10 protein-coding genes are annotated in these 11,518 nt (G+C 58.0%); 3 read left to right on the top strand and 7 right to left on the bottom strand.

The window, feature by feature from the left end; all coding sequences use genetic code 11:
* Window positions 1-11 precede the first annotated feature (11 nt).
* From WMO26_RS06565 to WMO26_RS06535, 7 genes are all read right to left on the bottom strand, one after another.
* Window positions 12-878 (bottom strand): class I SAM-dependent methyltransferase, encoded by an 867-nt coding sequence (locus WMO26_RS06565; RefSeq protein ID WP_349219070.1) that lies wholly within the window; start codon window positions 876-878, stop codon window positions 12-14.
* Window positions 875-2,224 (bottom strand): phosphoglucosamine mutase, encoded by a 1,350-nt coding sequence (gene glmM, locus WMO26_RS06560; RefSeq protein ID WP_349219069.1) that lies wholly within the window; start codon window positions 2,222-2,224, stop codon window positions 875-877. The genes WMO26_RS06565 and glmM overlap by 4 nt, the downstream gene beginning before the upstream one ends.
* A 29-nt stretch (window positions 2,225-2,253) precedes the next feature.
* Window positions 2,254-3,288, bottom strand: a complete 1,035-nt coding sequence (gene ruvB / locus WMO26_RS06555; protein WP_349219067.1) for a Holliday junction branch migration DNA helicase RuvB — start codon at window positions 3,286-3,288, stop codon at window positions 2,254-2,256.
* Window positions 3,289-3,327: 39 nt separating this feature from the next.
* Window positions 3,328-3,927, bottom strand: a complete 600-nt coding sequence (gene ruvA, locus WMO26_RS06550; RefSeq protein ID WP_349219065.1) for a Holliday junction branch migration protein RuvA — start codon at window positions 3,925-3,927, stop codon at window positions 3,328-3,330.
* A gap of 22 nt (window positions 3,928-3,949) precedes the next feature.
* Window positions 3,950-4,435, bottom strand: a complete 486-nt coding sequence (gene ruvC / locus WMO26_RS06545; protein WP_349219064.1) for a crossover junction endodeoxyribonuclease RuvC — start codon at window positions 4,433-4,435, stop codon at window positions 3,950-3,952.
* 279 nt (window positions 4,436-4,714) lie between these two features.
* A complete protein-coding gene (locus tag WMO26_RS06540) occupies window positions 4,715-5,884 on the bottom strand; it encodes a ribose-phosphate pyrophosphokinase (RefSeq protein ID WP_349219062.1) in 1,170 nt (389 codons plus the stop codon).
* A gap of 397 nt (window positions 5,885-6,281) precedes the next feature.
* Entirely contained in the window at window positions 6,282-7,916 is a 1,635-nt protein-coding gene (locus WMO26_RS06535) for a Na/Pi cotransporter family protein (RefSeq protein ID WP_349219060.1), read from the bottom strand.
* 504 nt (window positions 7,917-8,420) lie between these two features.
* Here WMO26_RS06535 and WMO26_RS06530 point away from each other — a divergent pair.
* The 3 genes from WMO26_RS06530 to WMO26_RS06520 all read left to right on the top strand — a co-directional run bounded on the left by WMO26_RS06530 (window position 8,421) and on the right by WMO26_RS06520 (window position 11,455).
* A complete protein-coding gene (locus tag WMO26_RS06530; protein WP_349219058.1) occupies window positions 8,421-9,296 on the top strand; it encodes a DegV family protein in 876 nt (291 codons plus the stop codon).
* Window positions 9,297-9,428: 132 nt separating this feature from the next.
* Complete coding sequence (locus tag WMO26_RS06525) at window positions 9,429-10,709, top strand: condensation domain-containing protein (RefSeq protein WP_349219057.1); 1,281 nt, start codon at window positions 9,429-9,431, stop codon at window positions 10,707-10,709.
* Window positions 10,710-10,738: 29 nt separating this feature from the next.
* Window positions 10,739-11,455: a DUF6320 domain-containing protein gene (locus WMO26_RS06520; protein WP_349219056.1), complete on the top strand. Its 717-nt coding sequence runs from the start codon at window positions 10,739-10,741 to the stop codon at window positions 11,453-11,455.
* Window positions 11,456-11,518: the final 63 nt, after the last annotated feature.

Below are 11,518 nucleotides of genomic sequence, written 5' to 3'. Positions count from 1 at the left end.
ACCTTCGCGTTTTATTTTCCATGGAAAATGGCCGTCCCCCCGCAGGGAAGGACCAGGCCGTTCTGCTTGACCGGCAGGCCGATTTCGTCCGAGCTGGTCCTTCCGCCGAACTGCGGCAGGAGCACGCTCGCCAGCATATATTCCATCACCGACGGGGAAAGCCCTGTGGTGTAGGAGTTTAAAAGCAGAAAGAGTGGAGCTTCACTGAGCACCTTGGCGCACAGCTCAATGAGCGGATACACCTGCTCCTCCAGCTTCCAGATTTCCCCTCCCGGCCCCCGGCCGTAGGAGGGCGGGTCCATCACGATGGCGTCGTACCGGTTTCCCCGCCGGATTTCCCGGTTTAGGAATTTGACGCAGTCGTCCACCAGCCAGCGCACCGGCTTGTCCGAAAGCCCGGAAGCCGCCGCGTTTTCCCGGCCCCAGGCGACCATTCCTTTCGACGCGTCCACATGGCATACCGCCGCCCCTGCCGCCGCGCAGGCGAGGGTCGCCCCGCCGGTGTAGGCGAAGAGGTTGAGTACCTTAACAGGCCGCCCGGCTTTCTGGATGCGTTCCCCCATCCAGTCCCAGTTGACCGCCTGCTCGGGGAACAGCCCCGTGTGCTTAAAGCCCATGGGCTTGACCTGGAAGGTCAGCTCCCCGTAGCGGATGGACCAGGAGGGAGGAAGAGGCCTTCGCTGCTCCCATTGGCCCCCGCCCGTGTTCGAGCGCAGGTAACGGGCGTGGGCGCGCTTCCAGCCGGGATGGGTTTTGGGGGTGTCCCACAAAATCTGCGGGTCCGGGCGGATGAGGAGCACCTCTCCCCACCGCTCCAGCCGCTCGCCGCCGGAAGCGTCCAGCAGCTCATAGTCCTTCCAATGCGCCGCTACCCTCATTGCAGTCGTTCCTTAATCACGTCGGACAGGTCCACTGCGATGCGGTTGATGGTGTCAAAGTCCTTCCCTTCCACCATCACCCGGATCAGGTGCTCCGTCCCGGAGATGCGCACCAGCACCCGGCCGTCCCGGCCAAGCTGCTTGCACGCTTCGTCGATGCGCTCTTTGATGACCGTGTCCTCCGGGAACTTGGCTTTGCCTTTCGCGTCGGTGCGCACGTTCACGAGCACCTGGGGGAACCGCTCCATCAGCGAGGAGAGTTTCGAAAGCCGTTCGCTGTGCTTTCGCAGGACATAGAGAAGCTGCGCGCCGGTCAGCTGGCCGTCGCCGGTGGTGGAATGGTCCAGGAAAATAATATGGCCCGACTGTTCGCCCCCGATTTTATAGCCGTTTTTGAGCATCTCTTCCAGCACATACCGGTCCCCCACCTTGGTGGCGCAGGTTTTGATGCCCTTGGATTCACAGAACCGGAAAAAGCCAAGGTTGGTCATAACGGTGACCACCGCCGTGTCGTTTTTCAAAGTGCCTTCCTTCATCATCTCGTCGGCGAAAATGGCGATGAGCCGGTCCCCGTCCACCAGGTTCCCCTGTTCGTCCACCGCCAGGCAACGGTCCGCATCCCCGTCAAAGGCCAGACCCGCCTGGCAGCGGTACCGCTTGACGGTTTCGATTAAGTCGTCCATATGGGTCGAACCGCAGTGGTCGTTGATGTTGATTCCGTTTGGCTCGTCATGGATGGTGATCACGTCCGCGCCCAGGGAGGTAAAGAGCTTTTTGGCGGTGACGCTTGCCGAGCCGTTGGCGCAGTCCAGCGCCACCTTCAGCCCCGAAAGAGAACATGGGACGGTGGAGGCGATGTGGTGGATATAATCGTCCACGGCGCAGTCCGCCCGGCTGACCCGGCCTAGATCCCCGCCCACGGGCTTTGGAAGCTGGGTCTTGCGGTCGAGAACGATCTCTTCAATCTGCTCCTCAATCTGGTCGGACAGCTTGAAGCCTTCGCCGTTGAAGAGCTTGATGCCGTTGTATTCGCAGGGGTTGTGGGAAGCGGAGATCATAATACCTGCGTCCGCCCCGTATTTTTTCACCAGATACGCCACCGCCGGGGTGGGAATCACGCCCAATAGCTTTACGTCTGCGCCCACCGAGGTAAGCCCCGCCACCATGGCCGCTTCCAGCATTTCCGAAGAAACGCGGGTATCCATTCCAATGAGAAACAGGGGCCGGTGATGGGTGGCTTCGGTGAGCACGCAGGCGGCCGCCCGGCCGATCTGCATGGCGAGCTCACAGGTGAGCTCGGTGTTGGCGATGCCGCGGGCACCGTCGGTTCCAAAAAGTCTTCCCATAGCGAAAAAAACACTCCTCTATACATGGTCTACATGGTCAATTGTCCGTTATACTCCAGGCCCAGATGGGCGTAAGCGGGCGGCAGGATCACCCGGCCTTGTTTGGTGCGGCTTAAAAACCCGATCTGCATCAGATAGGGCTCGTACACGTCCTCAAGCGTCACCGATTCTTCCCCGATGGCGGCGGCAATGGTGTCCAACCCCACCGGTCCCCCATGATAGAGGTTGATGATGGTCAGAAGCATCCGCCGGTCATTGGCGTCGAGCCCCAGCTCGTCGATTTCCATCCGGTCCAGGGCCTTCCTAGCCGTTTCGCAGGTGATGACGCCGTTCCCCGTCACCTGGGCGAAATCCCGCACTCGCTTTAGAAGACGGTTTGCGATACGGGGGGTTCCCCGTGAGCGGGAGGCAAGCTCCAAAGCGCCCTCCGGGTCGGTTTCGATCCCTAGAATCGAAGCGCTTCTCGACACGATGCTGGCAAGCTCCCGAGGAGTGTACAGCTCCAGGCGCAGATGGATCCCGAACCGGTCCCGCAAGGGGGCGGCCAGCTGCCCGGAACGGGTGGTGGCCCCCACTAGGGTAAATTTCGCCAGGTCAATGCGGATGGAACGGGCGGAAGGGCCTTTGCCGATGATGATGTCCAACGAAAAGTCTTCCATTGCCGGGTAGAGGATCTCCTCCACCGTGCGGGGAAGCCGGTGGATTTCGTCGATAAAGAGCACGTCCCCCGGTGACAGGTTTGTAAGCAACGCCGCCAGGTCCCCGGGCTTTTCGATGGCGGGACCGGAGGTCACCCGCAGGTGCACGTTCATTTCGTTGGCGATGATGCCCGCCAGCGTGGTCTTTCCTAAGCCCGGCGGGCCGAAGAGCAGCACATGGTCCAGCGCTTCCTGCCGGCCCCGGGCCGCTTCGATGTAGATGGACAGGTTTTCCTTTGCCTTTTCCTGTCCGATGTAATCGGCAAGGGTTTTCGGGCGCAGGGGATTCTCGGTATCCACGTCCTCGGGCGTATACTCCGGGGCCACAATCCGGTTTTCAAAGTCCATTTCAATATCGTCCGGCATACAGTCCTATCCCCTTTCCCAATCGCAAGGTATTCTTCGTCATACGCTGCCCAAAGAGCGCAGCGCCAGGCGTATGAGCTCCTCTACCGGCAACGCGCTGTCGAGCTTGGCTACCGCGGCGGAGGCCTGGGGCGCGGAAAAGCCCAGCACCGTCAAAGCCGCCACCGCCTCCGAGGCATTGCCGAAAGCGTCCGCCGCGGGCGCCGGGGCGAACTCGTCCTCCCCGGCGGTTAGATTGGCGGAAAGCTTATCCTTGAGCTCCAGCACGATGCGCTGGGCGGTCTTGTTGCCCACCCCCTGGGCGCGGGTAATGGACTTGCTGTCCCCCGCGGCCACACTCAGGGCAAAGCGCGCCGGAGAGAGCTCAGAAAGAATGGCCAGGGCCGCCTTGGGCCCCACCCCGGTGACCGAAATGAGAAGCTTAAAGCAGTGAAGCTCCTCCTGATCCCCGAACCCGAAGAGGATGAGCGCGTCCTCCCGGACGTTCAGATAGGTATAGAGGGTCGCCGTTTTCCCAACAGGAGGGAGCTTGGAAAGGGTGTAGGTGGTGGTCATGCACTGAAACCCCACCCCGCCGCAGTCGATCACGGCAAAATTCGGCTCGGTATGCCGCAGCACGCCGGTTACGCTGTAAAACATGGACGTATCTCCTTTTGTATCGTTACCAGAAAATCCGCGACCCGGCGCAGTGGGCATGGCAGATGGCCACCGCCAAGGCGTCGGCGGTGTCGTCAGGCTTGGGGACTTTCTCCAAATGGAGAACCTGCCGGGTCATCTCCATCACCTGGGACTTGATGGCCTTGCCGTACCCCACCACCGACTGCTTGACCTGCAAGGGCGTATATTCAAAAAACGGGATTTCGTATTTGCGTACTGCCAGCATAATCACCCCTCTGGCCTCCGCCACCTTGATGGCCGTTTTCTGGTTGGTGGTAAAGAAAAGCTGCTCGACGGAAACCGCGTCGGGCTGATATTTCGCGCAGATGGCGCACATCCGGTCATAAATATGCTCAAGACGGCGGGAAAAGTCCATGTCCGCGTCGGTGAGGATAGCGCCGTAGGCGATGGTGGTAAACCGGCTGCCCTCGTAGCGCAGCACCCCCCAGCCCACGATGGCGTAGCCCGGGTCGATCCCCAAAACGATCATGCCTTCCCGTCCTTTCCACAGGTGTATAATATAATATCATACCATAGAATCCGCCCTTCCACAAGGAAGAAGGGGCGGATTTTGGGAAAAGACTTCGCCCGAAACCATCGGCTTTCCCAGAGAAGCACACGGATGGAATCGCCATGCCGCCCGCCCCGCTTTTGCCGCCGGCGAACCGTCCCAGCACAGCGCAACCGGCTTTTGAAAAGAAGCGGGCCTTGTCCCATCCACGCAAAAAGGACGGATGCATCCGTTGCATCCGTCCCGCAATCGACCGGGTTATTTGGGAAGTTTTTTGAGCAGCCGCTCGATCCGGTCGGACGGGTCGAGCAAAGGGCTGATGGTAATATCGTGATTGAGGGAGTCAATGATATAGGCCAGGTACTTGGACATGTCCACCTCGCAGTACCATTCCCGGGAAAGCAGCTCCGGAGAACGATAGATTAAGTCAGTGGTGAATACCTTTTCAATGATGCCCTTCTCATAGGCCTCGTCGAACCGCCCAAGCCCTTCGCAGAAGAGGCCGAAGGACGTGCAGACAAACACCCGGTTCGCACCCATTCCCTTGACCCGCTCGGCGATTTCCAGAACCGAATCTCCGGACGAAATCATATCGTCCACAATGACCAAGTCCTTCCCCTCCACCGGCGTGCCCAGGTACTGGTGGTCGACGATGGGGTTGCGGCCGTTGACGATGCGGGAATAATCCCGCCGCTTATAGAACATGCCTAAGTTGATCCCCAGCACCGAAGCATAGTAAATGCAGCGGTTCATGCCGCCCTCGTCGGGCGAGATGATCATCATGCTGTCCTTGTCGATCTTTAAGTCGGGTACGCAGCGAGTAAGGGCTTTGATCATCTGGTAGGTGGTCTTCACGTCTTCAAAGCCGCCGGTAGGGATGGCGTTCTGTACCCGCGCGTCGTGGGCGTCAAAGGTGATGATGTTGGCAACCCCTGCGTTAATCAGCTCCTGCAGCGCCACCGCGCAGTCCAGCGATTCCCGGGAGGAGCGCTTGTGCTGGCGTCCCTCGTAAAGCATGGGCATGATGACGTTTACCCGCCTCGCCTTGCCGCTGACCGCCGCGATGACCCGCTTCAGATCCTGATAGTGGTCGTCCGGGCTCATGGGGACCTCGTGGCCGTACATCTTATAGGTACAGCCGTAATTGTAGCAGTCGGTCAGGATAAACAAGTCCAATCCCCGCACCGATTCCTTGATCATTCCCTTGGCTTCGCCCGTTCCGAAACGAGGGCACTGGGTTTTGATCAGATAGGTGTCCCGCTGGTAGCCAGCAAAAGCGATGGTGGTTTTGTGCTCGCTTTCCCGCTGCTGGCGCCAGGATACCAGGTAGTCGTTGATGCTGTCCACCAGGTCTTCGCAGCCGCGCATGGCGATGATGCCCAGCCTGCCCACCGGGATGGTCTGAAAATCGCTGATCAAATCTGGCATGACGTTTGCCCCTTGCCGCTGCCGCTGCGGCGAAAAGAAAAAAGCGTCCGTTTTGCGGCGGGATTCAAACGGATGCCGTCAGTTCCAGCAATGCAGTTATAGAAACGAACGAAGCTGAACGGCGCAAAACGCGCCACTCGAACTATCTTCTATTTTAAACGATTTTGTCCCATTTTGAAAGCGGCAAAGCGGCCCATTTTCGTATAAAAATCCTTTCTTTTTCCCAGCAAATCCGTAGAAACGCACAAAAGGAATCCTGAATTTGGATATTAAGAAAAAAATAAGAAGAGCAAAGGCCGTATGGACGATTTTTCCTTCCCGGTTAGGCGGCCAAAACGAATCGGACAAAAAGATCCCGGCGGGAGCCTTTCGGTTCCCCGCCGGGACGGCTGAATTTCTATTGGTTGCTCAGAGAGAAGGCAATATTGGTGGCATGGTCGGCCACACGTTCCAGATCGCCCAGTATATCCAGGAAGACGACTCCCTGCTCCGGAGTGCATTTGTGCTTGGTCAGCCGGCGGATGTGGTTGTTGCGGAATTCCTCTGTACATTGGTCCACTTCTTCTTCCGACCGGTTGATGGCTGCCGCCAGTTCCTCGTCGTACACCCGGGTGCGGAACATGTGCAGCGCTTCATCCAGCAGCACCTCCACCCGCAGCGACATTTCCTTCATCTCGTTGACCGCGTTTTCCGATAGGGACAGTTTCCCCTCCTGCATGGCCTGCCCCGCCTCGACGATGTTCTCCGCGTGGTCGCCGATGCGCTGGAAGTCGTTGATGGTGTGGAACAATGCGCCCACCGCCTTGCTGTCGCTGGCGGGGAGCTCTAGGGCGCTGATTTTGATTAGATAGGAGGTAATCTCCTTATTGAGGTAATCGAGCACCTGCTTGTTGGCCGTTACCTTTTCCAAAAGCTCGCTGTTGGGTTTAAAGAAATATTCAATGGAATCGTGGAATTCCTGCCGCGCCAGCACTGCCATACGTTCGCTTTCCTTGATGACCTGGGCCACCGCAATAGGCGGCGTAGCCAGAATACGCTCGTCAAGGTATTGCAGCTGCATGGGCTCGAAGGCTTTGTCCTTGCCGGGGATGAGGAAGTTGGCCGCCTTTACCAGCAGGGGCGCCGCAGGCAGCAGCACGGCCGTACTGACTAAATTGAAGATAATGTGTGTGTTGGCGATCTGTTGGGGAATGTTCCCGGTAATGGCCTGCATCCAGTCCACAAAGGGGAGGAACATAGCCAGCGGTACGAAAATAATCGTACCCGCCACATTGAAAAGCAGATGGACGATGGCCGCCCGCTTGGCGGTCTTATTGGTGCCGATGGAAGAAAGCAGAGCGGTGACGCAGGTACCGATATTCTGCCCGAACAGGACGAAGATGGCTCCATCCAGCCCAATCAGGCCCTGCATGGCCAGCGCCTGGAGGATACCCACCGAAGCCGAGGAGCTTTGAATGATGGCCGTGAACAAGGCGCCCACCAGAATGCCGATAAAGGGATTCTGGAACTGCGTAAGCAGGTTTACAAATTCGGGCACCTGCTGCAGCGGCTCCATCGCCGTGCTCATGGTGTCCATTCCCATAAACAGGATACCGAAACCGGCTACCACCTGCCCCACGTGCTTGATGGTGGGCTTTTTGCAGAACATAATGAGGCCCACGCCGATGCCCACCGCAATCGGCGCTAAGTCGGTCAGAGTGAAATCGCCCACCTTGAAGGCGATGAGCTGGGAGGTGACGGTAGTGCCGATGTTCGCACCCATGATGACGCCCACCGCCTGCGCCAGGTTCATCAGCCCCGCGTTTACAAAGCCGATGATCATCACCGTCGTCGCCGATGAGCTTTGGATTACCGCCGTGACCGCAATCCCGACCAATACGGCCAGCAGACGGTTGGAAGTGAGCACCGCCAACAGTTTTTTCAGCCGGGAACCCGCCACAAGCTCCAGGCCCTCTCCCATCATTTTCATGCCGTACAGGAAAAGTCCCAAGCCGCCGATCAGCATCAGAATATCGCCAAAACCGAATGCCATATTGTCTGCCCCCCAAGATGGTAGAAAAATCGGTACCGCGGTATCAGTCGCACAAAAAGCCAAATCTTTACAAAAATATGCAGGATCTCTTTCAAATATCGAAAAACGACCCTATTCAAAAGTTTACACTATCTTGACACGTGAGACAAGACCAAACCTGCATTTTAGAAGGTTTCATGAATTTTTACGCCGATTTTTGAGAGCATTGAACAGAATCCTGCAAAAACAGTAACAATATCTGGAATATCACGTTCCGCCGGTTCCATTCACCCTGGAAAACAGAAGGACGCATCGCGCCGGTTCGACGGGATTCTTGCTTGACTTGCAGGGAGAAAGCGGGTACAATACAGTCAGATATATTCTTGTGCAAATTTTACGCAATTTTCCAGTGCTTTCGATGGGTTTTCGGCTCTTTTCGCGAAAGTGCTGCGGCCGTTTCCCAGCGGTTTCAACGGCTGCCGAAGACTTTAGTTTTGACCGCTGGAGAAATGGCGGAGGGGCAACATGACCGAACGATCCTATGTCGTATCAACCGATTCCACAGCGGACCTGCCGTGGAGCTTTTATCAGGAACACGAGGTTCCGTTTATCCCCATGCTTTTCACTGTGGACGGGAAGGAGTACCGGGACTGCGGCGATTGTCCTCTTTCCAATCATGCGTTCTATGACCTGGTGCGCAGCGGGCAGATGCCTTCCACCGCCCAGGTGACGGCGGTGGAGTTTGAGGAATTTGCCGAGCCCTTTTTGCAGGCGGGCAAGGACCTGCTGCACATCAGTTTTTCCAGCGGCCTGTCCGGTTCCTTTCATTCCTGCTTAAACGGCGCGGCCGCTTTGCGGGAAAAATATCCCGACCGCAAGATCCTGGTACTCGATTCCCTGGCGGCCTCCATGGGAGAAGGCCTTTTGGCCTACCACACGGTCAAAAACCGGGATGCGGGCATGACCATTGAGGAAAACGCCAAATGGTTTGAGGACAATAAGCTCAACTTGTGCCACTGGTTTACGGTGGACGACCTGCATCACCTCCACCGGGGCGGCCGGGTATCCAAGGCATCGGCCATCATGGGATCCCTTTTGGGCGTAAAGCCCGTGCTGCACGTGGACGATGAGGGGCATCTGATTCTGGTGGAAAAGGTGCGGGGCCGGGCCGCATCCTTGGATAAGATGGCAGAACAGATGGAGAAGACCGCCATAGACCCGGCACAGCAGACGGTGTTCATCAGCCATGGGGACTGTTTAAAGGACGCACAGATTCTCGCCCAAAAGGTGCGCGAGCGGCTGGGGGTCAAGGATATTCTTATAAATCCCATCGGCCCGGTCATCGGCGCGCATTCGGGACCGGGAACGGTGGCCCTCTTCTTCCTGGGAACCAAGCGGTAACGGTGCGTTCCCTAAGCAGGCGAAGGCCGGTTCTTTTCGTCCCGCCCCAAGACGACCTGATTCATACGCCCGGTAACGAACCTTCGTTATCGGGCGTTTCTGCAAAAGATTGAGAAAAAGGAGGAAATGCCGGTGAAAAAGCGAAAACGGGTCAAACGGTGGATGAAGCTGGACAATTCCGCCATGATCTATCCCGCCATCCGCAACGCCCGGTTTTCCACCATGTTCCGCGTGTCGGTGACCCTCACCGAGGAAGTGGACCCGAAGGTGCTCCAAACGGCGTTGGAGGACACGGTCAAGCGCATCCCCTTTTTCGGCATGCGGCTGCGCACCGGGCTCTTCTGGCGTTACCTAGAGCAAAACGACGGAGTTGCGCAGGTGGAGGCAGACGTGGCCAATCCCTGCAAGCCCATCGGCAAGGGGGAGAACGGCGGCTTTCTTTTCCGGGTGCGGGTGGACGGCTGCCGCATCGCGCTGGAGCCTTTCCATGTGCTGACCGACGGGAACGGCGCCATGGTGTTTTTAAAGACCCTGGCCGCCCGGTACCTGACCCTGATGGGCAAACAAATTCCGTTCACCGACGGCGTGCTCGATACGAGCGCCCGGCCAAAGAAGGGGGAGCTGGAGGACGCCTTCTCCAAATACGCTGCCTTTCAAAAGAGGGCTCCCCGCCGGGAGTCCAAGGCCTATCACTTCAAAGGGACCCTGGAGCCCTTTCCCACGCTGCACATCATCAGCGCCACCATCCCGCTCGGGCCGCTGCTGGAGAAGGCGCGGGCGGCCAAGGCGACCCTTACCGAGTTTTTAGCCGCCAACTACATTCTGGCCCTTCACCGGCTGCAAACGGCGGAACGCCACCTGAGAGAGAAGGACGTGAAGCTTTGCGTGCCGGTGAACCTGCGCAAATTTTTCCCCAGCGACACATTGCGCAACTTTGTTTTGTACCTGACCCCCGGCATTGACCCGGGTTACGGGGACTATACCTTGGAGGAAATCGTCGAACAGGTCCACTGCCAGATGCGCATGCGCCTCAACCAGAAATACATCGCCGCCCAGATTTGCACCAACGTCTCCGACGAGCGCAATCCCTTTATCCGCATGGTGCCCCTGCTTTTCAAAGACTGGGCCATGTCCATGGCCTTCCGTGTGGTGGGGGAATCCTGCTTCAGCGCCACCCTTTCGAACTTAGGGGAAGCAAAGGTTCCCGACGCGATGCGCCCTTATGTGGAGCGGTTCGACTTTTTGCTGGGAGCCAGCAAGATCAACCGTGGCAACCTGACCGCCGTCAGCTACGGCGGCAGCCTGGTGCTCAATTTTACCCGTACCACCAGGGAAACTTTTATTGAGCGGGAGTTTTTCACCCAGCTTGTGAAGCTGGGGATTCCGGTGAAAATCGAAAGCAACGGCCAATAGGCCCAAAGCCATAGAAAGGGAGGAACGGTATGTCCTACTGTGTCAACTGCGGGGTGGAGCTTGGGAAAGCTGAGCAGCGCTGCCCCTTGTGCGGGACCGAGGTGGTCAATCCCAAGGAGCCTTATGACCCCAAGGCAAAGCAGCTTTACCCCAAGCAGCTGGATTCCCCGCTGGTGTCCCTGCGGGGAAGGCGGATCGCGGCGCTGGTGATGACCCTGCTGTTCTTTTTCGCGGGCGGAATGTGCATTTTCCTCAATGCGGTGTATGCGGGGGAGGTAACCTGGGCCTATTATCCGGCCGGGGCCCTTTGTATGCTGTGGGTGTTTTTGTTCCCGCCGTTGATGCTGCGGATAAAGCCGGCCGTCACCTTCCTGCTCAGCGCCTTGCTGGATGCGCTGGCTCTTTGCGGCTTTTTGTGGATGTGCGAGACGCTCACAGACGGCGCATGGTTTGTGCCCTTTGCCCTGCCCGTAACCGGGATGGTGCTGGGCTTTCTGATTTTAAACGCGGCGCTGATTCTCCCGCGGGTGGTAAAAGGCGCGTATATTGGAGTGCCGGTGATGCTGACGGTGGCGCTGCTGCTCGTGGGCCTGGAATGCATCGTGGATGCCTACCTGTCCGGAGCGGTCAGCCTTACCTGGTCCTTGTACGCATTGGTGCCCTGTCTGATTTTGGCGGGATTTTTCCTGTTCGTGGGCCGGTACCGGGCGGTCAAGGAAGAGCTGCGCCGGCGGCTTCATATGTAAAAGAGGTTTTGGCTCAGCGGCAGGTCCAAATGAGGCGGCAGCCTTGTTAGAAACGTTCCGCCG

Source organism: Solibaculum intestinale, from assembly GCF_040096205.1.
In the GTDB taxonomy this organism is placed as follows: domain Bacteria; phylum Bacillota; class Clostridia; order Oscillospirales; family Acutalibacteraceae; genus Solibaculum_A; species Solibaculum_A intestinale.
The sequence above is the reverse complement of the archived record's forward strand: the minus strand, read 5'-3'. Positions and strand labels throughout refer to the sequence as shown.

Coding starts and splice junctions, on each gene's coding strand:
- WMO26_RS06565 (WP_349219070.1), bottom strand. CDS start 878: ATGAGGGTAGCGGCGCATTGGAAGGACTATGAGCTGCTGGACGCTTCC.
- glmM (WP_349219069.1), bottom strand. CDS start 2,224: ATGGGAAGACTTTTTGGAACCGACGGTGCCCGCGGCATCGCCAACACC.
- WMO26_RS06530 (WP_349219058.1), top strand. CDS start 8,421: ATGACCGAACGATCCTATGTCGTATCAACCGATTCCACAGCGGACCTG.
- WMO26_RS06540 (WP_349219062.1), bottom strand. CDS start 5,884: ATGCCAGATTTGATCAGCGATTTTCAGACCATCCCGGTGGGCAGGCTG.
- ruvA (WP_349219065.1), bottom strand. CDS start 3,927: ATGTTTTACAGCGTAACCGGCGTGCTGCGGCATACCGAGCCGAATTTT.
- WMO26_RS06520 (WP_349219056.1), top strand. CDS start 10,739: ATGTCCTACTGTGTCAACTGCGGGGTGGAGCTTGGGAAAGCTGAGCAG.
- WMO26_RS06535 (WP_349219060.1), bottom strand. CDS start 7,916: ATGGCATTCGGTTTTGGCGATATTCTGATGCTGATCGGCGGCTTGGGA.
- ruvB (WP_349219067.1), bottom strand. CDS start 3,288: ATGCCGGACGATATTGAAATGGACTTTGAAAACCGGATTGTGGCCCCG.
- ruvC (WP_349219064.1), bottom strand. CDS start 4,435: ATGATCGTTTTGGGGATCGACCCGGGCTACGCCATCGTGGGCTGGGGG.